At 42.0% G+C, this 25,379-nt stretch carries 19 protein-coding genes and 1 pseudogene; 7 read left to right on the top strand and 13 right to left on the bottom strand.

Annotated elements, in window-relative coordinates:
* Nucleotides 1–3: 3 nt before the first annotated feature.
* The 8 genes from proB to IKB69_RS02570 all read right to left on the bottom strand — a co-directional run bounded on the left by proB (nt 4) and on the right by IKB69_RS02570 (nt 9,271).
* Nucleotides 4–1,173 carry a glutamate 5-kinase gene (gene proB, locus IKB69_RS02605; RefSeq protein ID WP_290945802.1) on the bottom strand — a complete coding sequence of 390 codons (1,170 nt, stop codon included), beginning with the start codon at nt 1,171–1,173 and terminating at the stop codon, nt 4–6.
* Nucleotides 1,170–3,194: a hypothetical protein gene (locus IKB69_RS02600; protein WP_290945800.1), complete on the bottom strand. Its 2,025-nt coding sequence runs from the start codon at nt 3,192–3,194 to the stop codon at nt 1,170–1,172. The genes proB and IKB69_RS02600 overlap by 4 nt, the downstream gene beginning before the upstream one ends.
* 22 nt (nt 3,195–3,216) lie before the next feature.
* Nucleotides 3,217–4,404 carry a dihydropteroate synthase gene (gene folP / locus IKB69_RS02595; protein ID WP_290945798.1) on the bottom strand — a complete coding sequence of 396 codons (1,188 nt, stop codon included), beginning with the start codon at nt 4,402–4,404 and terminating at the stop codon, nt 3,217–3,219.
* Nucleotides 4,391–5,023 (bottom strand): DNA polymerase III subunit delta', encoded by a 633-nt coding sequence (locus IKB69_RS02590; RefSeq protein WP_290945796.1) that lies wholly within the window; start codon nt 5,021–5,023, stop codon nt 4,391–4,393. Before IKB69_RS02590 ends, folP begins: the two co-directional genes overlap by 14 nt.
* Nucleotides 5,024–5,038: 15 nt before the next feature.
* A complete protein-coding gene (locus IKB69_RS02585) occupies nt 5,039–5,611 on the bottom strand; it encodes a HobA family DNA replication regulator (RefSeq protein ID WP_290945794.1) in 573 nt (190 codons plus the stop codon).
* A 5-nt stretch (nt 5,612–5,616) separates the two neighbouring features.
* On the bottom strand, nt 5,617–6,828 hold the full coding sequence (locus IKB69_RS02580; protein WP_290945792.1) for an aspartate kinase: 1,212 nt from the start codon (nt 6,826–6,828) through the stop codon (nt 5,617–5,619).
* Nucleotides 6,822–7,313 carry an RNA pyrophosphohydrolase gene (locus IKB69_RS02575; protein ID WP_290945790.1) on the bottom strand — a complete coding sequence of 164 codons (492 nt, stop codon included), beginning with the start codon at nt 7,311–7,313 and terminating at the stop codon, nt 6,822–6,824. The genes IKB69_RS02580 and IKB69_RS02575 overlap by 7 nt, the downstream gene beginning before the upstream one ends.
* Nucleotides 7,314–7,387: 74 nt before the next feature.
* Nucleotides 7,388–9,271: a Na/Pi symporter gene (locus tag IKB69_RS02570; protein ID WP_290945788.1), complete on the bottom strand. Its 1,884-nt coding sequence runs from the start codon at nt 9,269–9,271 to the stop codon at nt 7,388–7,390.
* Nucleotides 9,272–9,470: 199 nt separating this feature from the next.
* Between IKB69_RS02570 and IKB69_RS02565 the strand changes: the two genes are divergently transcribed.
* The 5 genes and pseudogenes from IKB69_RS02565 to IKB69_RS02545 all read left to right on the top strand — a co-directional run bounded on the left by IKB69_RS02565 (nt 9,471) and on the right by IKB69_RS02545 (nt 14,912).
* The gene (locus IKB69_RS02565; RefSeq protein WP_290945786.1) at nt 9,471–10,994 is read left to right on the top strand and encodes a hypothetical protein; all 1,524 of its coding nucleotides are present in this window, start codon (nt 9,471–9,473) and stop codon (nt 10,992–10,994) included.
* A 30-nt stretch (nt 10,995–11,024) separates the two neighbouring features.
* The gene (gene purB / locus IKB69_RS02560; RefSeq protein WP_290945784.1) at nt 11,025–12,356 is read left to right on the top strand and encodes an adenylosuccinate lyase; all 1,332 of its coding nucleotides are present in this window, start codon (nt 11,025–11,027) and stop codon (nt 12,354–12,356) included.
* A 30-nt stretch (nt 12,357–12,386) separates the two neighbouring features.
* Nucleotides 12,387–13,224: pseudogene (locus IKB69_RS02555) on the top strand (type II restriction endonuclease).
* Nucleotides 13,214–14,053, top strand: a complete 840-nt coding sequence (locus tag IKB69_RS02550; protein WP_290945782.1) for a site-specific DNA-methyltransferase — start codon at nt 13,214–13,216, stop codon at nt 14,051–14,053. The pseudogene IKB69_RS02555 and the gene IKB69_RS02550 overlap by 11 nt, the downstream one beginning before the upstream one ends.
* A gap of 19 nt (nt 14,054–14,072) precedes the next feature.
* Entirely contained in the window at nt 14,073–14,912 is an 840-nt protein-coding gene (locus tag IKB69_RS02545) for a DNA adenine methylase (protein WP_290945780.1), read from the top strand.
* A 147-nt stretch (nt 14,913–15,059) separates the two neighbouring features.
* Here IKB69_RS02545 and IKB69_RS02540 read toward each other — a convergent pair whose 3' ends face one another.
* The 5 genes from IKB69_RS02540 to IKB69_RS02520 form a co-directional block, all read right to left on the bottom strand.
* The gene (locus tag IKB69_RS02540; protein ID WP_290945778.1) at nt 15,060–16,640 is read right to left on the bottom strand and encodes a methyl-accepting chemotaxis protein; all 1,581 of its coding nucleotides are present in this window, start codon (nt 16,638–16,640) and stop codon (nt 15,060–15,062) included.
* Nucleotides 16,641–16,735: 95 nt separating this feature from the next.
* Complete coding sequence (gene glmU, locus IKB69_RS02535; RefSeq protein WP_290945776.1) at nt 16,736–18,118, bottom strand: bifunctional UDP-N-acetylglucosamine diphosphorylase/glucosamine-1-phosphate N-acetyltransferase GlmU; 1,383 nt, start codon at nt 18,116–18,118, stop codon at nt 16,736–16,738.
* 10 nt (nt 18,119–18,128) lie between these two features.
* A complete protein-coding gene (gene thyX, locus IKB69_RS02530; RefSeq protein WP_290945774.1) occupies nt 18,129–18,749 on the bottom strand; it encodes an FAD-dependent thymidylate synthase in 621 nt (206 codons plus the stop codon).
* Nucleotides 18,750–18,765: 16 nt separating this feature from the next.
* Nucleotides 18,766–19,536, bottom strand: coding sequence for a flagellar biosynthetic protein FliR (fliR, locus tag IKB69_RS02525; RefSeq protein WP_290945772.1), 771 nt, complete (start codon nt 19,534–19,536; stop codon nt 18,766–18,768).
* 134 nt (nt 19,537–19,670) lie between these two features.
* Complete coding sequence (locus IKB69_RS02520) at nt 19,671–20,981, bottom strand: ArsB/NhaD family transporter (protein WP_290945770.1); 1,311 nt, start codon at nt 20,979–20,981, stop codon at nt 19,671–19,673.
* Between the two features lie 201 nt (nt 20,982–21,182).
* On the opposite strand from IKB69_RS02520, the gene IKB69_RS02515 reads away from it, so the two are divergent.
* A complete protein-coding gene (locus IKB69_RS02515) occupies nt 21,183–23,324 on the top strand; it encodes a site-specific DNA-methyltransferase (RefSeq protein ID WP_290945768.1) in 2,142 nt (713 codons plus the stop codon).
* On the top strand, nt 23,325–25,367 hold the full coding sequence (locus tag IKB69_RS02510) for a DEAD/DEAH box helicase family protein (RefSeq protein ID WP_290945766.1): 2,043 nt from the start codon (nt 23,325–23,327) through the stop codon (nt 25,365–25,367).
* The last annotated feature ends 12 nt before the right edge of the window (nt 25,368–25,379 follow it).

Genomic DNA, 25,379 nt, shown 5'->3' with positions numbered 1-25,379 from the left:
CCTTTACTCTAAGATTGCCATATCATCACAGTGGATTAGGCAGTCTCCATAGCTCTGTCCTAGAATCTTAGCGATATCTTTAGAATCCCTGCCGATGATTTGTGCGCATTCATAGCCACTATAGCGTGCTTTGCCTCTGGCGATTTCTTGGTGTTGTGGGGTATATATGCTCACCACATCGCCTGCTTCAAAGCTCCCTTGTACTTCTAACACACCTTTTGGTAGAAGTGATTTACCATCTTTTATGGCTTTTTGCGCTCCATAGTCGATATAGAGCTTGCCTTTAGGGATTGCTACATAGCTGATATAAAATTTACGCTTTTTGATAGCATTTGCTGGGAGATGGAAATAAGTACCGACATCTTCACCATTGAAAAACTTAGCAATATTCTCTGCATTTGCTCCTTTGATGATAGCGACATTGCAGCCCGTTTGCATTGCCTTTTTGGCAGCCTTTAGCTTGCTTGCCATACCGCCTGTGCCTACCGCGCTATTTGTATCCTGCTCCGCTAAGTTGGTGATTTGCTCACTTATTTCGAGCACTTCGCTAATGCGCTTGGCATTTGGGTTTGTAGCTGGATTTGCGCTATAAAGCCCATCAACATCAGAGAGTATAAGTAGCAAATCTGCATCAATCATTCCTGCTACAAGCGCAGCTAGATTGTCATTATCTCCAAAGGTTTCGATATATTTTAGCTCATCAACTAGCACTGGGTCGTTTTCATTAATGATAGGGATAGTCCCCAGCTCTAGCAGTCTCCTAAGCGCAGCACTTGCGTAGAGATAGCGTTTAGGATTTGAGAGGTCATCTTTAGTGAGTAGCATTTGAGCGATGTGCAAAGAATGTTTACTAAAGGCTTGCTCATACTGCCAAAGTAAGCGTGCTTGTCCCACTGCCGCACAAGCTTGCTTGTCAATAATATCCTTTGGTCGTTGCAGAAAGCCTAGTAGGCTAAAGCCACTTGCCACTGCACCTGAAGAGACGATTACAATCTCGCTAATGCTAGCTTTTAGCGTGGCAATTTGCGTACAAAGGGCATTAATACGCTCCACTTGCACGCAAGTGCTTTCACTACTAGAGTCTAGTGGTTGTGTCAAAATCGAGCTACCGATTTTGATCACAAGTCGCTTGCATTCTATGCTTCGCAGCTTAGAGTGCGCGCCTTGACTCATTGAAATAAGCCTTTAAGCGCGTCTATCGCTTTATCTTTATGCTTATCAAACTCATTTTGTATCACTTGCTCCGCTTTTTTACGCACAAACTCACTAAAATCTACTTCTATTTGCGGTGCGCTTAGTGTGCCATTGATATGCACATCGATAGAATCTTGCTTGATGGCAGTCTTTAGCGTGGCTTTGATTGAGTTTTTTTCAAGATCTGTTAGGATACTGTCTCCTTGCATAGAGAAGTTCCCGCTTTTTGCGCTAAATGTGGAAGTTAGATGCAATTTGTTGATTTGAGATTCTATGCCTACACTATTAAACATAAGCCCCGTTAGATCAAACTGCACATGCTGCTGCAAGAGATTACTTAAGTCATTTTTTATAAAGTGTCCTTGGGATAGCGTTGCGCGTAAATTCCCACTCTGCCTTGCTAGATTATAGGTGAGCTTGCCATTTGCCTTAGCACTGAAGATTTGGGGATATTGTGCCATTTTTAGCAAAGAGAGTGTATCAAGATCATTAAGCTTGGCACTAAAGTCATCGCCATTAAGCTTGACATCAAGCTGTCCGCCTAGGCTTTGTGTGTGGAAGTCTGCTTCTATGGATTGTGCGATCTTGACTTTACCATTGGCTTCAATCTTGCCCAAAAGCTCAATCCCCGTTAGGAATTTTAAGGCTTTTAGATTGGGGATTGTGATGGTATAGGGCGTGGTGATTGTGGTGCTATTAAGATCGATTGCAATGGGATTTAACACAAGATTTGCAAGACTAGATTCTAGTGTGAAGTCCGCTTCTCCTACGCCTTTTTGCAAGCGGGCATTGCTTTTATAGGAAAATGGCGTATTGGGCATAGCTAGATCAAACTCGCGCTTGATTGTATCACCTATCACCATACCCTTTAGACTAGAGATGACTTGTGCGCTTATGCCTTTATCTAAATCCCAAATTTCCCCGCTGGTATCTTCTAGTCCAGTGGCGTATTTAGGCAAATGGAGCATAAAGAACACTTGCTCGAGCTTTAAATTCTTGCTATCAAAGGCGATCTTTTTAGGAGAGAAAGATTCTAGCAAAGCAGTGTAGGTAGTATTAGATTCTGCTATATCGCTTTTGCCAGAAATTTTCATTTGTGAAGCTCCGCCTATAACCTCGCCATTAGTGCGAAACGCCCCCCTAATCTTCATCCCAACAAGTGGTGTGAAAGCACTAATATCGCTAAGATTGATAGAATAAGTGCTTTTAGTAAGTAGGGGTGAGAGCTGTGTATCACCACTTGAGATGATTCTACCTACATTGGCATTAAAGGCAAGATTGTGCTTAATGGTATCCATATCAAAGATTGCGCTAAGGTTTGCACTCCAACTAGTGCGTGGGATTTCTATGTCAAAGTCTTTTTGTATAAGCTCTTTAGAGAAGCCTCCTTGTGTGATGGCTAGCGTGGCTTGTCCATTGAAGTTTGGACTCTTATCTTGCGTGCCAGTAATATCAGCTTGTAATCCTAAAACTCCGCTAATATAGGGCTTTTGCCCAAGCATTGCTAGTAGCTCATCAATGCGCATAGCAGAGATTTTGGCAGTGATTTTTGTGGGCATAAGATCATAAAGTGTTGCATTGAAGGCGCTTGTTGAGCGTGCGATATTACTTGTAGCACTAACTACTAGCTCATCAAGCACTTTCCCCACCGCCTTAGCACGCACTTCAAACGCCCCTGCTAGCTCTATGCCTGCCATTTCTCCAAGGAGTGAAATATCATTAGCATCGACTAACAAATCAAAATCCACCCCTAGTGTGAAGAGATTGTATCTACCACTTAGATCGATGATGAGCTTTTCCCCATTTTTTAGCACGATATGCGTGCTAGTGAGCCCTAGTGAGAATCTATCTAGCGTGAGCGGTAGGGGTGAGTATTTGTTGATCTGTGTTTGTGCTATGGGCTTAATGATCGCATTGCCAATAGGACTAAAGACAAAGATATACACAAGCAGTACAAGCATACCAAGAATCCCAAGTAGCCAAAGTAGCAATTTTTTCACACAAACTCCTTTAAAGATAAGATTATAAATGCTCTACATAGCAAGCCGAGCTAAAGCTAAGAAAAACTTTCAGCATATCGCTATGCTCTTTATAATGATGAGCGCGGATAATATCTGCGCCATTTTGCAAGGCAAGCAAATGCAGGCTCAGCGAGCCACTTAAGCGGTCGTTTGGATGTGGTGCATTAAGTAGATCTCCAATGGTGCGCTTTTGACTAGCTCCTACAAGCACCCTTTTACCAAAGTGCTTAAAATGCCGTAAATGTTGGATTAGTGCTAGATTTTGCGCACTATCTTTAGCAAAGCCAAAGCCAATGTCTAAAATCACCTCTCCTACTCCGCTAGATTCTAGTAGCTCAAGCTTGCGCGTGAAAAATGTATCAATCTCACTTAGTAGATGTTTGTAGTTTGCTAGGCTTGCCATAGTCTCTGGCGTACCTTTTGTGTGCATTAGGATAAAATCTGCGCCAAAGTCTCTCACCACTGCTAGCATAGCCCTATCTCCTAGTGCGCTTACATCATTGACTATACGAAAGCCAGATTCTAGCGCAAATGCTGCGGTTTTAGCATTGTAGGTGTCAATGGAGAAGCACGCCTTTGCACCTAGATTCTCGCGCTTGATGAAATCACACACTTCTTGTAAGCGTGCGATTTCATCAAGCGCGTTAATTAGTGGCGATCCCGGGCGAGAGCTTGCTGCGCCAATGTCAATGAGCCTAGCACCTTGGGTGAGTAGCTCTTGTATGGATTCTATGGCGCGTGCGCTTGTGTGGCGCGATGGTGCATAGAAGCTATCTGGTGTTAGGTTGATAATTGGCATAATTTCTGGGGTAGGGGGACTGCTTGCTAGGGTGCTAGAATCTAAAGCCTTAGATTCTAGGTGGGATTGTAGAGTTTGACTAAGGGATTTTAGCGCGAAAGGTTGGTGCTTGCATTTTGTGATAACGCGCTCAAGCTGGGATCTTGTGGCAATGAGTAGGGCATTGTAGGAGGGCTTTTCACAAAGTAGAGCATCTCTTGGCGTGGCAAGATCACCGCCTACGCTAAGCAACTCTTGCTTTAAAATATGTAGCTCAGCTGGTCGCAGCTCACGAAGGAGAAAGAGTAGGATTTCCCCCTTTTTGCGCATAATCTTTTCCCCCGTGCGATCAGACCCAATAGATTCTAGCACCGCGGGGAAAAACCTTGGCTCAATCCTAGAGCAGAGCATTAGGCACTCGCTTATGTGTTTTGTAGTAGATCATTAGCAAGAGATTTAAGCAGACAATGTGCTTAGGGCGGTAGTTTTCTAGCTGGGCTAGCGCACTATCAAACATCGCTAGCTCCATTTCACTAAGCTTAATACCCTCTTTAGCTACAGAGTGCAAGATAGAGCCCACGAGCTGTCTGCCGTGGATCTTGTTATCTTCATTATCCTTGGCTAGGGTGGTTGTGTAGGTGTAGATAGATTCTAGGCTAAGGGTGGATAGCGTGAGTGTAAAGGGGGTAATGAGCTCTCTTACACGCTTATCAGTCAGTAAGCAACGCGAGCGAATGGTAGGAATAAGGGCGGTTTTATTGCGCGAGATTAGGATAAACTTGATCTTTTCTGGTGGCTCTTCTAGGGTTTTTAGTAGCGCGTTTTGTGCTTCTGTGCGGAATGAGTGTGCCGCGATGATTAAGGTCTTTAGCGAGTCAGTAGCAATATGGGCTTCTGCAATGATGTCGTGGATGTGCTTGATTTGGATTTCTGTCTCTTCATAAATGCGCACATCGCTAGGATTTAGTGTGTTAGTAATATGCTCTACTTCTTCTTGTATGTCATTGACTAAAATAATTTCCCCTATCATAGCCTTTAAATCCCACTACTCAATCACTACGCGATTAAAGATACTCTCATATAAAGCCTTTTCAAACAATCGTAGCATCTCAATGAGCTTATAGTCTAAAAATTCATCATTAGCACGCAGAGCAAACGCCCCCCTAATACCCTCTTCCATTACCCAAAACAGCCCATACTCCTTACTTCTGCATAAATCAGCGATGCGGTTATTGATTTGCCCAACATACCAAAACATATAATCCCCATAGGCAATATCAAGCATATTGATCGTATTGTCTATCGAGGTATTGTCCATACTAGATTTTTGGGCAGAAAAGTCCGCACCTAGTAGGCGATTAAGCGAGAATATGGGGAGAAGTGGGCGATGAGTGCCACCATAGTAGAATCTAGAGAGAGCGTAAGTGCCAAACCACTCCCTGTGCTTATCAGTAGCAAGTAGTAGTGTCCCGCCTCTTACAATATGTTTAATCGCGCCGAGCATAGTGTCAGCAAATAGCGCGCGGTCGATTTCTAACCATTCTCTATCGTTTGCCCATTTTTTATACTCAAGGCGCATAGTTTCTAGTAGCCACGAGCGGAAGTCGGTGTTTTTCATAGCCCCTACTTATCTAATTCATAGGCATTGTGCAAGGCGCGCACTGCAGTTTCCGCGCTTTTTAGATTGATGACCATAGAAACTTTGATCTCACTTGTGCTAATCATCATAATGTTGATATTCTCATTTGCCAAGGCTTTGAATGCCACGCTTGCCACGCCAGAGTGGGACTTCATACCCACGCCTACAATAGAGACTTTTGCAATATTGCAGTCATAGTCGATAGATTCTACATCGACTTCAAAGGGTTGTAGCACGACTTTAGTTTGCTCCACATCTGTTAAGGGGATTGTGAAGTCTATATCTGTTTTGCCATCTCTACCGATGGTTTGGACAATCATATCGACATTGATATTCCCGCTAGCTAGCGCGCCAAAAATCTCTGCGGCGATACCCGGGCGGTCGCGCACATCAGCTATACTTACCCGCGCTTGGTTTTTATCCAGTGCGATACCGCTTACAATGGGCTGCTCCATAATGTTCTCCTCTGTTGTGATAAGTGTGCCTTCCTTTTGGGTAAAAGAACTGCGCGTTACAAGTGTTACACCCCACTTTTTTGCTAGCTCTACGGAGCGGTTAAGCAGGACTTTTGCGCCCATTGAGGCAAGCTCTAGCATTTCATCGTAGCTAATCTTATCGATTTTCTTAGCATTTTTCTCTATGCGCGGATCGGTTGTATAAACGCCATCGACATCAGTATAAATCTCGCATAAATCCGCTTTCATAGCTCCTGCAAGTGCCACAGCAGAGAGATCACTACCACCTCGCCCAAGCGTAGTGATCTCGCCATTTTTATCCACCCCTTGGAATCCAGCTACCACCACGATATAGCCTTGCTCTAGCAATGATCTTGTGTAAGTAGAGTCAATGGACTCAATCCGCGCTTTTGTGTGGGTAGAGTCTGTCAAAATCCCTGCCATTTGCCCACTTAGTGAGATTGCCCTGCAGCCTTTAGATTCTAGTGCGATAGCAAGCAGTGCTGCACTCACACGCTCTCCTGCGCTTAGAGCCATATCTACTTCGCGCAGTTTAGGCAAGGATGTGAAGTATTTGGTGAAGTTAATTAGCATATCTGTCTGCCCGCTCATCGCACTTACTACGACAACTAGCTGTGGATTATTGTAGGAGTGTAGCGTATCGATGACGCGGTTTGCGACATTCTCGATTCGCTCACAATCTCCCATACTCGTGCCACCATATTTTTGGACAATTAGCATAGCTCTACGCCCCCTTGTGCTTGTGTGATAATAGGGAGAAAAAACGCAAGCACTTCGTGATACACATCGCGCTTAAAGTGTGTAACGCGCCTAAAAATTTCTTCATACTTCACAAACTCATAGCGTGAAAACTCTGGTGTGTGGGCTGTTAGATTGATCTTAGCAGTTGGCAAAAGTCTAGCGAGATAATACCGCTGCTTTTGCCCGATATACGGACGCATAGCGGTGATAACAGAGCTTGGGAAATCATAGCTCACCCATTCTGGATACTCTGCTAGAATCTCTATCTCACTTGTACCTATTTCTTCTTCAAGCTCACGCATAAGTGCGGACTCTGGACTCTCGCTCTCATCAATCCCACCTTGAGGGAACTGCCATACCCCTTGCATATCAATCCGCTCTGCTAAGAAAAATTCGCACACATCAGGGTAGCTAGGGGAGAGTAAAATCGCAGCGACATTGGGGCGGTAGAGAGTAGAATCCATAGTGACACTTTGCGTAAAAATAAGTTCGATTGTAGCCTAGAATGCTTAAATGCTAGCTTACAAGCCACCTAGCTTTAGGAGCTAGATTCTAGCTCTGTAGATTCTAGTGATTCTTTAGGCTTTTTCAGGGTCGTTTTTAGTAGGACATTTTCGTATTTGACAATGCAGTTTGCCGCGCTTACAATTTCTTTTAATGCTTCAGTACTAAAGGCTATGTCATTGAGTAGTGAAGTGGCTTGCGCAGAAGTGATTGTGCGGTCTTTGATTAGGTCTTGGATCGTGGTTATGGATTGGGCATTAGTCTTTTTTAAGACTTTTTTGATTGTTTTAATGCCCTCTTGGATATTGTTACTTGCGAGCTTGCGCTCATTTACAGAGAGCTTTTGCCCGCTTTGTGGGGCATTTTCATCTTGGAGATGTTTTAGGTCATAGAGTGTGTTTGCTAGCAAGGCTCGTATTTGTGCGTATTGGGCTTGCAGGGCTTCGTTACTTGCATTGGCGTTTCTAATAAGGCTTGCTTGGATTATTTTTAGATTCTTTGTGGCTTCAACAAGATTGCGCGAGGCTTTTTGGAGATTGCTTATCTCTGCGCAAAGTATAGGGTCTTGGCTATATGTGGTGCGCAAGTGCGTGGAGAAATCAATGATAGAGCTGAAAATGTTTTTAATAGCTTTTTCATAAATATTTTCTAGCTTAGTAGCATCGATACGGAGCTTTGTATTGGTGAAGTAGGTAGAATCTAGCCTTTGTGTGAAAAATATCTCCTTACTTGTGCCAATAACTACGCTTAAGATTGTGATTGTGTTTTCAAAGAGATGTATCACCTCCTTTTCTAAGCATTCTTTGGCGGTGCTTGGGTAGGGGATTAGATCAAAGTCTAAATATCTTGCATAGTCGGTATCATCTTTTGAAGTGGTGATAAATTTGCATAAAAATGCTTCAAACATAGGGATAAATGGTGTCATCAAAAGCACGGCGATGACATTGTAGATCGTGTGGAAAAGCGCGATTTTTAGCGCGTAGTCATCACTCGCAAAGCCAAAGAGACTGCTTACAAGCTCGACAATCTCCTTAAATACAGGTAAAAACGCCATACATACAATGGCTATAACGACATTAAAGAGCGTGTTGCCAATGGCAAGCCTGCGCCCATCAACACTAGAAGAGATAGAAGCAATCAGTGCGGTTACCACGCCGCCGACATTTGTGCCTATCACAAGAGCTAAGGCGTCATTGTAGCTAATGCTCCCAGAGCTTAGGGCTAAGATAATGATCGTAAGTGTGGCAAAGCTTGATTGCACAATAGAAGTGATTAAAATCCCTATCCCAAAAAATATCAAAAACGCCCAAAATCCGCCAAATTTCGCCGCCGCGTTTAGGTCGAAGTTTTGGTAGCTCTCAAAGCCTGTTTTGATGTAAGCAATCCCTAGGAAGAAGAATCCTATCCCAGCTAGGATATAGCCTAGGGATTTTAGATTCTTGTTTTTCATTAGCAAGAGCAAAACCCCAAGTGTGATGAGCGGTAGTCCAAGGGCGGAGACATTCATTTTCACCCCAATGCCAGCGATGATCCAGCCACTTGTGGTAGAGCCGATGTTTGCGCCAAAGACAATACCCAGAGCCTGTGCTAGACTCACTAAAGAGGCGGAGAGGAAAGAGAGGGTAAGGATTGTTACAAGTGTGGAGCTTTGCATAATAGCTGTGCTACTAAGCCCAAAAATGATTGCTTTTAGGCGGGTGTTGGAGAAGTTTTTGAGTACTTTTTCTAGCATACCACCGCTAAAGCCTTTAAATCCATCTTCTAAAAAGAGCATTCCTAGCAAGAAAATCGCTAGTCCAGAGAAGAGATGTTGCGCGACTTCGCTACGCCCCATAAGCACGATCCCCGCGATAGAAATAAGAGCTAAAATGACCATTTTGTAGTAGGTATAAATCTCTGATTTAAAACGCTTAAACATTGTTTATCCTTGCTTGATTTAGTGTTGTAAGATTTTTGTAAAGTGTAGCAGATTTTAGCCCTGTGTGGTAGGGTGCTTGTTTTAGGTGCGCTAGATTCTAGTAGAATCTAGGCTTGTGGTTGTGGCATTATGTGAGCGGGATTAAAGATTAGGTTGATTATAATGTGTGGTTTAATTTGGGCTTGCAAGGGACTAAGCGATGAAAGAGTGGATGCTGGGGATTTGGCTAGGGCTTTGTGTGTGCGTGGTGTGTGGCTTGGCTGGGGTGAAAAGTGCGAGCTATGTGCAAGACTCTAGCGAGTATGTCTCCTTTGGGATTGATATACACGATATTGATAAAGTGATAGAGAGCAATGCCGCTTCACTCCTTGACTCGCAGTATGTCCGCACGCTTCAGGGTAAAAGACTGCTAGCAATCGCGGATATTGCCAATGAGACAAGCGAAGATATAGATGTCGAGCTTATGGCTAGGAAGCTTGCTAGAGCGATGAGACAAAGCGGTAAATTTACGCTCACAAATGCTATTTCTGGCAGTGGCGCGAAAGCTGATAGATTTATCAAAGACTCTAGGAAGCTCACAAAAGACCCAAACTACAACCAATACACCACCCACGAGCAAGACACGCTCCAAGCCCCAGAGCTATCACTTAGTGGCAAGATTGCCCAAAGGAGCAAAAAGATAGGTGAAGTTGTGAGGGTTGATTATATATTTTTGCTCACTTTAAGTGATATAAAAACGGGCAAGGTGCTATGGGATAATGAAGAGATCATCTCTAAAGTGGCAGATCCTAGCGTCTCTAGTGAGATAGAGCGGCATAATGCGCTAAGGCAGAGAGAAAAGGAGCTGCAAGCTTTAAGGGTACAATGCAAAGATGGAGACAACAAGGCGTGCGGAGCACTTTTTGATAAAGGGGATATACAGGGGCTACAAAAGCTTTGTGATGAGAAAGTGGGCTTATCATGTATGTTTGTGGGGCTAGAGTTTCATTCTCAAAGCGATATAGCACAGGCAAAGGTGTGGTTCAAAAAGGGTTGTGATTATAATGAGCCTAACTCTTGTGGTGCGCTAGGGGACTATCATAAGAAAGCAAATAGCTACGCGCAAGCGCTTATGTTTTATGCCAAAGCTTGTGATGGTGGGATTATGCTGGCTTGTGGTCATGTGGGGATTCTCTATGCAGAAGGAAAAGGTGTGAAGCAAAATGGAGCAAAAGCTCTTGAGTTGTATAGGAAAGCTTGCGAGAGCGGAGAGGAATATGGCTGTGCTGGTGCTGGGTATATGTATTACTTTGGCAAGGCTGGGGTAAAAAAAGATTTAATCAAAGCAAGAAGTTATTACACAAAAGCCTGTGAGCTAAATCATGCTCAATCTTGTCATATTCTTGGTGTTATGTATGCAAATGGAGAGGGAGGGGCAAAAGATGAGATAAAAGCCCTTGATTTCTATGAAAAGGCTTGTGATTTAGGCAATGGACTTGGATGCAACAATGCAGGGGTTTTGTATGTTAGCAAGCAGCAATATGCCAAAGCAAGGAAGCTGTATGAAAAAGGCTGTGGGCTTGATAATGGAACTGCTTGTCTTAATCTTGGGGGGCGATATTACAATGGACAAGGAGCAAGGCAGGACTTTGCAAAAGCAAAAGAGCTCGCTGGTAAAGCCTGTGATTTAGGCGTTCAAGAGGGCTGTGAGTGGTATAAAGAGCTAAAAAATGCAGGGTATTAAAGCTAAAATCTAATCAAACAAGGAGCAAAAATGGTAGAACGATACGCAAGAGAGCAGATGAAAAAACTTTGGGATATGAATGCAAAGTATTCTGCGTGGCTAGAAGTAGAAAAGGCGTTAGTGCGTGGCTGGAATACGCTAGGGCTAATCCCTGATGGCGATTGTGAAAAGATATGCAAAAACGCGAAATTTGACATTGCTAGGATTGATGAAATAGAGTCTGTTACCAAGCACGATTTAATCGCTTTTACCACTTCTGTGGCAGAAAGCCTAGGCGAAGAGAGCCGCTGGGTGCATTATGGGATCACTTCTAGCGATTGCATAGATACTGCAGTAGCACTGCAAATGCGAGATTCTTTAAAGATTATTTTAGATGATATAGCTCAAGTGCGAGAGGCGATAAAAAAACGCGCTTATGAACACAAAGACACGCTAATGGTAGGGCGAAGCCACGGGATCCACGGAGAGCCTATCACTTTTGGGCTAGTTTTGGCGATTTGGTATGATGAGCTAGGACGGCATTTAAAGGCATTAGAATCTACTTTAGAAGTCATCTCTGTGGGGCAACTAAGCGGTGCAATGGGCAATCTCGCCCATACACCTATGGAGCTAGAAGAACTCGTCTGCAAAGAGCTAGGGCTAAAACCTGCCCCTGTGAGTAATCAAGTGATACAAAGAGATAGATATGCTAGGCTTATGAGTGATTTAGCTCTGCTTGCTAGTAGCTGTGAGAAAATCGCCGTGGAAGTGCGACACCTGCAACGCACAGAAGTCTATGAAGCAGAAGAGTATTTTGAATCTGGGCAAAAGGGAAGCTCTGCTATGCCACACAAAAGAAACCCCATTTTGAGTGAAAACATCACAGGACTTTGCAGAATGATACGCGCTTATGCCCTGCCTGCAATGGAGAATGTCGCGTTGTGGCACGAGCGGGATATTAGCCATAGTAGCGTGGAGCGATTTATCTTGCCAGATAGCTTTATCACCACAGATTTTATGCTAATGCGTTTAAAAGGACTGCTTGAAAAGCTCGTGGTGTATCCAAAAAATATGATGAAAAATCTCAATCTCACCGGTGGGCTTGTGTTTTCACAGCGAATCTTGCTTGAACTTCCTAAAAAAGGCGTATCACGCGAAGATGCCTATAAAATCGTGCAAAGAAATGCGATGAAGGTTTGGGGTGATTTGCAAGAAGGCAAAGCAGCGGTAAATGACAAGGGCGAGTCGCTTTACTTACAATATCTTTTAGCAGATAGCGAACTCGTGGGGCTTATCGGGCAAGAAGCAATCCGCGAATGCTTTGAGTTTAGCTACTACACAAAAAATGTGGATTCTATTTTTAAAAGGGTGTTTGGGGAGTGAGTTGAAACGCACAACACATAAGGAATAATTGTGAAAAATACATTAGCATTTGAGACTTTTCTAAGCACTCTTAGAGCGACAAATAGAGATTTGGGCTTTTTTGTGGATTGGCAGAAGTGTCTAGCACATAAAGATAAATTAAGCATTAGCCTTAATCATTTAAATCTTTTGTTGGGTGTGCCAAAGGATAGTTTGCAAGATAAGATTACTTTGCTTTTTGATGAGTATGCTAAGGCTTTTAATGTTTTGCCCTTGATTTTAGCAATTCGCAATGTAAGGGAGCTGACATTAGATTCTAATGGCGGTGAAACGCCCATTAATGCGTATTTGCAAAGCCCTAAGGGGATTTATGAATTTATCTGTGAGAGTGGGCTAGATTCTATCTTTGGTAATAGTAAGATTAAAGATTTAAATGACTTTGTCTTTGGTATTGAGGTGGGGTTAGATAGCAATGCAAGAAAAAATCGTGGTGGTGCTTTTTATGGAATCTTATTTAAAAGATCTTTTTACAAAGGCTAATTTAAGTTTTAAAGAACAAGTAAATATTGCAGAATTTAGCGATTTACAGGGAAGCTTTGGAGATGATAAAAAGCGATTTGACTTTGTGATTTTTGGGGAAACTATGAGCTATTTTGTTGAATGCAATTTTTATACAAGCGGTGGGAGTAAGCTTAACGAAACAGCTAGAGCATATCAAGAATTAGCCCCAAAATTTGATAAGTTTGCTGATAAAAACTTTGTATGGATTACTGATGGTCAAGGTTGGCACAGCAGTAAAAATAAATTGCAAGAAGCCTATAAAACCGTAGAGATGTATAATCTCAATAATGTAAAAGATTTTATTAAAAAGGCACAAAATGACCGCTAAATTTCACACGCTAATCCCTACTTTTACAAGTTTAGATTCTACATTTAGCCTTCATCAAGGCGATTGTAATGCCCTTTTGCCACAGATGAAAGAGAGTTTTGATGTGATTTTTGCCGATCCACCTTATTTTCTCTCAAACGATGGCTTAAGTATCCAAAGTGGCAAGATTGTGAGTGTGAATAAAGGCGAATGGGACAGGGGAGAAAATATTGATGAAATTGATAGGTTTAATATGGAGTGGATTGCAAGTGCAAAAATAGCCCTAAAGCCCACAGGTAGCATTATGATAAGTGGGACTTATCATAATATTTTTTCACTTGGCAGGGCGTTGCAAAAGCTTGATTTTAAGATCTTAAATATCATTACTTGGCAGAAAACTAATCCCCCACCAAACTTTAGTTGCCGCTATCTTACGCATTCTACCGAGCAAATCATCTGGGCTAGGAAAAGTCATAAGCATAAGCATATTTTTAACTATGAGATTCTAAAAAAGCTTAATAATGATAAACAAATGCGTGATGTGTGGAGCTTCCCAGCGATTGCTCCTTGGGAAAAGACCTTTGGCAAACACCCCACACAAAAGCCCTTAGCTCTTTTAGTGCGATTGCTTTTAATGGCGAGTAATGAAGATTCCATAATTTGCGATCCATTTTCAGGCTCTAGCACCACAGGTATTGCAGCAAATCTTTTACATAGGCAGTTTATAGGTATTGAAAAAGAAAGTGATTTTATCAATTTGAGTATAAAACGCAAGAGCGAGTTAGATTCTAAATTTAAAGATATAGAATCTAAAATAAGTGATTTGAAAAATTTATTAGTAAAAGTGTAGTGATAGTATGGATAACTCTATGAAAAATTATCATAAATCCCCACTTCGCTATCCCGGAGGCAAAAGCAGGGCAATAAAGTTTCTACAAGACTTTTTTCCTAAAGATTTTAAAGAGTTTAGAGAGCCGTTTTTTGGTGGTGGGAGTGTGGGGCTTTATCTCGCACAAACGCGTGAAAATATAAGCCTTTTTGCTAATGATTTAAACTATGATTTATACTGCTTTTGGCAGGTTTTGCAAGTGGATTCTATGCAGCTTATTGAAAAGATTCAAGAAATGAAAGAAAGCTTTAGAGATGGCAGAGCTTTACACACAGAGATTCTAAGCCACAGGAAGCAGGACTTAAACCCACTGCAAAGGGCAGTAGATTTTTTTATTTTAAATCGCATTAGCTTTTCAGGATTGCTTGATTGTGGAGGATATTCAAAGAAAGCTTATGAATCTCGCTTTACACAAAGCAGCATTGAGCGGCTTAAAGCAATGCCTAAAATTTTGCAAAATTTTCATTTTAGCAGTGATGATTATGAAGTGCTTTTGCAAAAAGAGGGGCAAGGCGTGTTTATATTCCTTGATCCACCTTATTTTAGTGCGATTAAATCAAAGCTTTATGGTAAAAAGGGTGATTTGCACACGAGCTTTGATCACAAAAGGCTTTGCGAGAATCTTAAAAACACAGCACATAAATTTCTGCTCACTTATGATGATAGTGAGTTCATTAGGGAGCTTTATAAAGATTTTTATTGTAAAGAATTTAGCGTGCAGTATGGTATGAATAATTTTAAACAAGATAAAGCACAAAAGGGCAAGGAGCTTTTAATTAGCAATTTTTCTTTATCTAGTTTTTCGCTTTTTAGTGCATAAGATTTCTATGGTATTCATAAGGATTGCAGGTGTAGGTATTGAGAGAATCTAGCTTTATAGATTTAAGCATAATTCTAAATGCAAAGAAATAGAATCTAAAACAAGTGATTAAAGCCATTAAACAATTTTCCAGCTTGACACTAGAATCTAAGTCTTAAACGCAGAGATCCCGCTATCTAGCTCTTTTGTCTTTTGCTCGGTGCTTTTTACGATAGATTCTACCTTGTTGCCAAGCTCCTTTGTGCGCGATGAGAGCTCGACTATTTGCTCGATCTTCTGGCTTAGACTAAGAGTTTTGGCAAACACTTCTTCGTTCTTTATGGCAATGTCGCTAGAAGCCTGCAAACTCTGGCGTAAAAGCTCCTTTGTGTGATGTGCATTGCTGATAAGCTCTTTTGTCTGCTGGGCGACTTGCTCGGCTTCTTGTGCGGTGATTTGGATCTCTTCGCCCACTTCTTGTATGCTCTGCACGCTTGCATTTGTCATCGCAGAAATCTCATTGAGCGATTTTTGCGTGCGCTCTGCTAGCTTGCGCACTTCATCTGCTACGACTGCAAAGCCCCGCCCGTGCTCGCCAGCGCGTGCAGCTTCTATGGCGGCATTAAGGGCTAGTAGGTTTGTTTGATCCGCGATGTCCGCGATAAATGAGAGTGTTTGGCGCGTTTGGTCAGCGTTTTGTACAAGGACCTTTGCACTCTCAAAAATCTGCCGATGATCTTGGTTTGATTGCTCCATTTTGCTTGCGACAGATTCTAGGTTGGTGATAAATTCATCTAAAGCATTTTGTGTGCTTGAGACACTTTCTACCATAGCAGCGATATTGTCCTTGACCCCTTGAGTCTGGCTGGCAATGTCTTTAGAAAAGCTATCAATGGTGTCAATATGGGCGACTTGTATGGCGGAGTTTTTGGAGAGCTCTAGGGAGATTTCATTGAGATTGATGATAGTCTGGAGATTTTCAGTGGAGACATTTTTGGCGATTTTTATGGTGTTTTGGATTTTCTCTATAAAGCGATTGAAAAATGACGAAGTGATCCCCACTTCATCTTGCCGCTTTATGGCGATTCGTTTGGTGAGATCACCCTCTTTGGTGCTAGTGAGATCCTGTGCCATAGCGCGCAAGACTCCAAGTGGGCGGATTAGCTCTCGCTCAAAAAACACCCAAAGCCCCCCCAAAGCCACAAGACAAGCCACAGCAGTGATACCAGTGACCCAATACATACTCTGCGTGATTCCCTCGTGTAGCTCTTTGAGTGAGATTTTTAGCTCCATAACGCCTAGCACCTCGTCTTTAGTTGCATTTGCGTGGCACATAAGGCAACTATCTTGCGCGATTAGTGGTTCATAAAGTAGAGCAAAATCACTTGTGTGTTCAAGCACAGACTCTTTTGTCTCAAACACCTTGCGCACCGCATCTGTGGGTACAAGTGGATCTTGTATCGCAAAGAGCTCTACCACGCTTGGGGCTTGATAGACCTTCACATCTTCGACTCCGGGGATACTTTTGGAGTCTTCCACGCTTGCTTCAATGGCGTCTCTTGAGCCGATATTCATACCCGCGCGGATTGTGTAGAAAATGGACTGACTAAGCATATTTACTGTATGGGTGGATTCCTTGGTGGCAAGCTTGTTGAAGTTGCTTTGCAGTAGGGCAATTAGCCCCACCACACCTATGATAAAAAACACAACCAGTGCAAAAATCATTTTCGCGCGAAAAGTTTTTAGCATTAGTTCTCCTTAATGCAATGTGCAAGCCAGCAATATGGTTTTTATAACAACCCCCCGATAGATTCTAGGGTAGCTGATTTTGACTTAGTTGTGGCTTAGTGTGTGGAGTCTTGGGGTTTGGCAAAAAAGCGATGAAAAAAGCCTGCGATATGCGTCTGTTTTGCGCGCGATAATGCCAGCGCGCCACTTTTTACATTTGTAGTAATCGTGGAGCCAGCACCGATGATTGAGTTAGACTCTATTTCCACAGGGGCGACTAGCTGGGTATCGCTACCGATGAAGACATTTTGCCCAATGATGGTGCGGTGCTTTTGTTTGCCATCATAGTTGCAAGTGATCACCCCTGCACCTACATTGCTTCCAGATCCTATTTCACAATCCCCAAGATAGCTTAAATGCCCCGCTTTCACACCATCTAAATGCACACTTTTTGTCTCTACAAAGTTGCCAATATGCGTGTGGGAGATGTGTGAGTGTGGGCGGATATGCGCCATAGGACCGATGTCACTATGCTCTATCACACTATGCTCTACTACACTACCTGCTTTGATATGAGAGTGTTTAATCGCACTAATGCCACAAATGCGGACATTGTTTTCTATCTCGCACTCTCCTTCAAACTCCACCCACTCTTCTAGGTAGATACTCTCTGGTAAGCGCATAATCACACCCTGATCCATCGCTCTTTGCCTAAGGGTTTGCAGGCGGATCGCTTCTGCTTGCGCTAGCTCGCTCTTAGAATTGACTCCCATAAACTCGCGCGCATCGCCATAGAAGGCGGTTATAAGAGGCACTTGAGATTCCTTAGCCAAATCTTCTCTAGCTAGGGCGATAACATCTGTGAGGTAGTATTCTCGCTGCGCATTATCATTATTAAGCTTAGGCAGTGTGCTAGCTAGTAGCTCTGTATCAAAGGCGTAAATTCCAGCATTGACAAGCGTTATATCTCTCTCTTGCTCGTTGCAGTCTTTCTCCTCGACGATTTTTAGCACTTTTGGCGTGTGTGAAGAAGTGGATTCTAGCACCACGCGTCCATAGCCACTTGGGTTCTCAAGTGTGATAGTGCTTAGGACAATGGGGGCATTTGTAGTGACAATAGCACGCATAGATTCTGGGCTAATTAGGGGCATATCGCCATTTAGCACCAAGGTGCGCGGATACTTTACCCTAAACATCTGCCCCCTAGATGCTAGCCCAGAGTCCATTAGCGCACCGCCTGTGCCCGGGAAGTTCTCGCAGTCTTGGGTATGCAGGGTTATAAACTCAAGCTTTGCGCCAAAATATTGGCGCAAATGCGCTTCTATGAACTCTTTTTGATGATAAAGCACGATATGCACATCGTCACTTACTAGTAAGGCTGCTTCGGTGATGCGTGCTATCATCGATTTGCCACAAATGCTATGTAGTACCTTGGGCTTGTGTGATTTCATTCTGCTTCCCACGCCTGCTGCTAGGATTATGGTAGAAAACTTAGCCATTAACTCTCCTTTACTTACTCTCCACACATTTATCAAACAAATACTTATGCTCTTGTGGCAATGCTTCATATATCGCTAATGCTAGCTCTTGTATCTCCCATAATGCGTGCTTGCTTGTGCGTAGTGTTAAAAAGTTTTGTAAGCTTCGTGCATTGATAGTCCAAGTAAGCTCTGTCAAGTAGCACTCTGGCATAGCATATTTAGCCATATCATTTGTTGTGCTAGAATCTAGCAATAATTCCTTTAGATTCTGTAATGCCTTGTGGCTAGCTTGATTTACCTTGTCATTATCTGTGAGTTTGATAAACTTGCTTGCCTGCTCTAGTGTGGATATATCTGCTCTCTTTAGCTCTGCTAATGTATATCTACTCGACTTTACTGAGTAGCTAGCTATCCTATGCCTAGCTAGCTCCTGTAAGCACGCACGAGATATTCCTTGTATGAAAAAGCTATACACTAAGCTTTCAAGGACACTCTGGTGCTTATAGATATTACCCACGCGATTGATAAGCTCTCTATCTTTCTCCCCACCACAATCACTCTTATCAAAGCTACTCCAGCAAGTGCGTATAGCGTGCGAGCATACTTCTAATGGTGTATGGTGGAGTAGGGTTATTTTAGGCGTGGTCATTTGGACTCCTTATCAACTAATGTGAAAAGACAATATTTAAAGCCTTAAATGCTTCATACAAATCTGTTTTAAAATGATACAAAATCCCGGGTATGATCAAAATCATCACTACAAAGGCTATACCGATTTTGAGTGGGAATCCAAAGGAGAAGAGATTAAACTGCGAATGTGTCTTCATAATCATACCAAAGACAATATCTGTAAGTAAAATCACTCCAAGTACGGGAAATGCCATAGCAAAGCCTAATGCGAACATATTTCCAAAAGCTCGGACAAGGTAGTTTGCAAGATTTGGTGAGAAACTCACTTGCCCTATGGGGAGAATCTCTAGCGTGAAAGCTACAAAGCGGAAGATTAGATGATGAAAGTTTAGTAGCAGTGCTAGAACAAGCGCACTTAGCATAACCACTTGCACGATGATAGGCTTTGTATTCCCACTTGATGGGTCATAGGCACTTGCCATAGTCATACCCATAGAAAAGCTTATGCTATCGCCTGCGATAAAAAGCGCGTTAAAAACGATTTGTAGCGCAAGCGAAGCCATAAAGCCTAGTGCTATCTCCATAAATGCTGCTAGCAGCAAATCAGGTAGGGTTGTAATGTTGGCATTTGTGTGCGCTAAGGGCAGAAACACAATGGTTAAAAAAAACGCCATAGCCCCTCGTACCGAGATGGGCACAAGCTGGGAGTCAAAAAATGGGAAAAATGTCAAAATCGCGCTAAATCGTAGCAAAAGTAGCAAAAACACAATGACATTGCCCTCTGTGAGATATGAGAGAAACTCCAACTTCCACGCCCCTAGAATCTAAGCTTTTAATACGATTTTGGTAAGAAGTAGATTCTAGCATAGAGAATCTTAGAAGCCACTATCTATTTGCAGGCACGCGCAAATGCTAGCTAAAAATACCAAGCTCCTAGCTCCTACAATAGCGTGTAGAGATAGAGCCCCAAAAGTCCCACACAAAGCACAAAAGGCACGACAAGCAATGCCACTAGCATATACTGCCAAAAGCTAATGTAGATTCCATATCGTTTAAGGCTAAAAAGCCAGAGCAAAGTAGCAAGAGAGCCAATTGGCGTGAGCTTTGAGCCGACATTACAGCCTAGTAAATGCGCGTAAATAAGCAGCTCTTTAGATGCTAGCAGAGCAGAATCTAGCACACTAGAATCTACAGCTCCAAGCCCCATAAAGTCCGCCAAAGCAAGATTACCAAGCATAACCGCGGGAAGATTGTTGATAAGGCTTGATCCCAGCGAGCTAATCACTCCCACGCTAAAGATCCCCAAAGGCACGCTAGAGAGTAGATTTTGCAAGGGATAGGCTTTCTGCACGCTAAAGACCACAATAAAAAGCCCCAGAGAGAATACCACGATCCCAAAGGGTGCGCTCTTAAGACAAGATAGAACCCTAAGCCTGCCATACAGAAGCAGTGCTCCCACGCACACTGCCACCACCACGCACAAAGGCACGCCAAAGCTTCTGCCCTGCAGTACACCAAGTAGCAGTATCCCCAAAACCCCAAGGCAAAATATAAAGCCACCCTTTGTCATCAGGCTTCTCTCTCCATAGTCATAAAAGCGCAAAATCGGTGGCAAATACCGCCTCACAAGCACATAAAGCCCCAAGCACGCTAGTAGAATGCTTGCTTGTGGTAGGAGCATCGCTCTTGTAAAGTCTCTGCTATCAATGGAGAAAAACTGCGCAGTGATGATATTGGTTAGGTTTGAGATCACAAAGGTATTTGAAGCAAAATCACTCACAAAGCACACAGCCAGCAAGCACACCACAAGTGGAGTGAAAGCCCCGCTATTATGCCCACTATCTCTGCGCACTTTAAAAAGTGCCAAGATAAATGGTGTGAGAATCAAAATCGCCCCATCATTGGCAAACACCGCGCCCAGACCTCCACCAAAAAGCACGAGAAACACATAGAATCTAGCGCGAGGGCAAACATAGCCACAAGCTCCCTTAGTCCCTAGCACGCGGATACAAAGCATCGCCACATACTCAAAAAACAGCAGCTTTTCTAGCATAACAGCTAGCATAATAAGCCCCACAAGTGTTAGCGTGCTATCCCACACCATAGCCCACACATGCATAATATCGCTAGAATCTAGCGCAGAGATCATCACGCACGCCAAAGCTCCAAGAGTGCTATACACCCACAAAGGCAAGCAAAAAGGTCGCCAATATAAACACACCATCATCGCTACAAACACCCATAGCACCATAGTCCACCGCCCTAATACTTGATGTGCAATGCTAGCTTATTGCACTTGAAGAATGTATAACTTCTCTCCACGCCAAAATTTTGCAAATATTGTTGTAGGAGATTGCTAAGGAGCAAAAGAGTTAAGAAGACTTAAGGGTATTTTCACAAAGATACGCGCATAATGACAGGACATAATTATTAGCAAACTAAAGGAAGCAGGATGCAAAATCCACAAAGTAACTTAGATGAGCTAAAACAAGAGCAAATAGCAAAAATCAAGCAAAGGCAAGAAGATAAGATTTTAGAAAAAGAAAATGCCGAGTTTCTCACTAAACTCATAGAAAATGCAGAATCTAAAGAAGAAGTGCTAAAGCTATCTGCCTTAGGAATGAGTCTAAAACGCACAGGCTTTCACTTTGATGTGCGATTAGAAAAGAGCGATGGGACGATAAAGTATTTTAAAAAAAACGAGAAGCTAAGCTTTAAATCTACAAATGGCAAGAGTCATACACTCATTATCGGCGACAACTACCCCGCCCTTTTAAACCTACTTATAAATTACAAAAGAAAGGTAAAAGTCATCTACATAGACCCGCCTTATGGTAAAGATGATTTAGGGGAGTTTGCGCACACAAATTATGATAACGCCATAACACGCGATAATCTTTTATCAATGCTTTACCCACGCCTAAGCCTTGCTAAAATGCTTTTACAAGATGATGGCGTGATATTTTGTAGTATAGATGATAGGAATCAAGCCTATGTCAAAGGACTTTTTGATGAAGTCTTTGGGGAAGGGAATTTTGTAGGGGATTTTATCCGCAAGACAAAAAGCACGACAAACGATGCAAAAACAGGCTTAAACTATCAACACGAATTTTTACTTTGCTATGCAAAGGATAGGGCAAATATAAATTTGTTAGGGGGAGAAAAAGATTTGAGCGGATATAAAAACCCCGATAATGACCCTAATGGCAGATGGGTCAGCGCTGACCCATCTGCCAAAAGTGGCGATATGAAAACGGGCTATTTTGCCGTGAAAAATCCCTACACAGGCAAGGAGGATTATCCACCAGAGGGGCGATTTTGGCTTTTTTCTCAAAGCACTATGCAAAAGCATATTGATGAAGGGCGAATTTGCTTTAAAAAAGAGCATAAAGACAATGAAAGGGGCTTTATTTATAAACGCTATTTGAAAGATTTGCAAACAGAGCAAAGGACTTTTGATAGCCTAAAATTTGTAGATAATGCTTATATGAATCAAGTGGCTACAAAGGAAGCAAAAGATATAGGATTTGTAGAAAACTTTGCCTATCCCAAACCTATACATTTTATAAAAGAGATTCTAAGACACGCTACAACAAACCCTAGTGATTATGTGGATTTACAAGTAGATTCTATGGATTGCCACGATTTTGCTAATGCAAAATCTCGCAATGACAAAGGGGCTTATACCACCGCCACAACGACGGGGGGGGGGGGAATCTCGCCGCATAGCCTAGAATCTAAAAAGGTGGATTCTACCGACATAGATTTTAAAGCAGAAATTACAAGCAATAATGATTCTAAGATTTTGCAGAGAAATGCAGAAATCCAGAATCTAGATTCTGGATTGACAATGCAAGGGGAGCAAGAGACAAAGGCAGAAGCAGAATCTACAAGCAAATGGCATTCTAGTATTTTGGATGAGAAATGTGGGTTGCAAGAAAAAGTGCAAGGGAGTTACCTAAAGGGTAATGACCGCCGCACTTTTTCGTCGCTCCCGCATTTATCGCCAAAAGACGAATGCCAAGAAATTATTTTAGATTTCTTTGCTGGCTCTGGCACCACCGCCCACGCCGTAATGGAACTCAACCGCGAAGATGGCGGAAATAGAAAATGTATCCTAGTAACAAACAATGAAAAAACAAGCATAAATCCCAATGGCATAGCAAAAGATGTAACTACAAAGCGACTAAAACGCATAATGAGTGGCTCTTGCTATGATGGTGGGACAAACTTCAAATGGCTTGAGAAAAATACGCCCTATGGCGATGGGCTAGAAGTGCTAGAGATAGAATCTCTAAGCGATACAGACTTAAACATTTTTGATAAGATTGATGAAAAGCTCTATGGCAAGGACTTTACACACTCCAAACAAGAAAAGATTAAGTGGGTGTGTGAGAACTTTGAAGCCACTTGCAAGAGTTTAGAATCTACGCCTTTATGGGTGGGTGCAGGGTTTAGGGTGCGAAATAATAAGCATTTAGAATCTAGTGAAAAAGTAGATTTTAGCGATATGGATTCTATGGATTGCCACGATTTTGCTAATGCAAAATCTCGCAATGACAAAAAGCTAGATTCTACAAAAAAGGGGGAGTAAATGACACAAGCTGCCTTAGAACTGCAAGAAAACGCGGTGCAAAGCTTGCTCTATCTAGCAAAGCAAAATCAAAAGGACATAACGCTAAAAGCCCCCACAGGCAGTGGTAAAACAAGAATGATGGCAGCTTTTATGAATGCAATGCTAGATTTTAACTCTAAAGTTGTGTTTCTTGTATCCACACTTTCAAAGGGTAAGCTAGCGACACAAAATTATGAAAGCTTTGTAGAATTAGCAAATGCGTGTATTTATCCAAAGTTAAAGCCTTTTTACATAAGTAGTGGTGCGGAAAATAGCAAAAATACAGAATATAGCCTAGATATTGATACAAATGCGAATGTGTATGTTTTACCCACTAATCAATTTACAAAAGGCAGTAGAATCTATAAAGAAAAGGCATTGCTAAAGTTTCTACAAAACATAAAAGAAAGTGGTAAAAAAATTATTTTAATCCGCGATGAAGCACATATTGCTACAAATAAGCTAGAAAATGAATTGCAAGAGTATTTCACGCAAATCTTGCATTTTTCTGCTACGCCAAAAAATGATACATTTGATGTAGAGATAAAAGAGAGTGAAGCGGTGGAAGCAGGGCTTATAAAATCTGTAGAGTGGTGTGGGGATAGTGAGAGAGATTTACAAGAAGACTTGGCAGAAGCACTAGAGAAGTTTAAAGAATTGAGAGAAGTGTATGCAAAGCAAGGGATAAATCCTTGCTTTATCGTGCAAATATCTAATGAAGGCAAGGCAGAAAATGAGCTAGAAATCATCAAAAAAGTCGTAGAAGAAATGGGCTTAAGATGGGTGTGCTTTGTGGAGAAAGAAAAAGGCTATGAGACAAACACAAGACTAGATAAGGTAAAAAACAAAGCCCTATGGCAAAAATATGTCAAGGAAAATAGCTCATTTATTGATGTGGTGATTTTCAAAATGGTGATAACAGAGGGCTTTGATATGCCTAGGGCTTGTATGCTTTATCAAGTGCGAGATTCTAAGTCAAGTAGCCTAGATATGCAAGTGATTGGGAGAGTTAGGAGAAATCCTATGCTAAAAGAGTTTGAAAGACTAGATTCTAACACGCAAAAAGTCTTTAGCAAGGCATATATCTATGGGATAATGCCTAAAGAAAATGGCAAGAAAAAAGTGTGGCTAAAAGGGGAGAAGCAAATCTATGATAATTTGTATAAAGAGCAAACAAATGAGATTATAAAAGAGTTTCGCCCCTTTTATGCGACTATGTATAAAGAAGTGCCAAAAGAGCATATTGATATAGAATCTTGCATTAGCCCCTTGCAAGAATATGAGTTTAAAAAGTCCATTTTTCAAGCTTATAGAGAGATACAAAAATGCGATGATAAAGTGAGAGAAAAATACGCAGAATATGTGAGGGAGTTTAGGGATTTTTATAGCTTTAGTGCAAGCTTGGATTCTATTAAAAATAAAGTAAAAAGCGCGGTAGAAAACTATGATGAATATTTAGAATCTAAGTGCGTGGAAATACGCGAAGATGTGTATAGCTTCTATGAAGAGAGTGAGTTTAGCATAGGGAGTGAGAGCTGGATATGGGGAAGTGATAATGATGAGTTTGGACTTGATTCTAAAGCGGAAAAAGAGTGGTGTGCTATCCTTAAAAATCTTGCTAAAACTTGTGCTAAACACATAGAGATAAATGGGGAGAAAATCTATCTTTTTGGCAAAAACTTCATAGATAAATCAAATATAAAATATGAATATTACGATGAGAGAAAACGCGTGAGCTACCCAGACTTCATCTTTAAAGACAAGGGAGATAGAATCCACATTTTTGAAGTAAAAAGTGTGAATGTGAGTAAATCTCAAAGCATAGAAAAAGACGCTTATATGCAAAAGATACAAAGGCTAAAAAAGGCATATTTAAGTGCTAGTAAAATCACGGGATATATCTTTTATTTACCTGTAAAAGTGGGGCAAGATTGGCAAATATGGTGTGTGAAAAACGGCAAAATTTTGCACGAGAATATGAATAGGGCGATGTTTGAAGCAATGATAAAAGAGATGCTCTAGCCACGCACCAAC

It is taken from the genome of Helicobacter sp. (assembly GCF_017502485.1).
In the GTDB taxonomy this organism is placed as follows: domain Bacteria; phylum Campylobacterota; class Campylobacteria; order Campylobacterales; family Helicobacteraceae; genus Helicobacter_B.
Note: the sequence above shows the minus strand (reverse complement) of the source record. Positions and strands in the feature narration are given on the sequence as shown.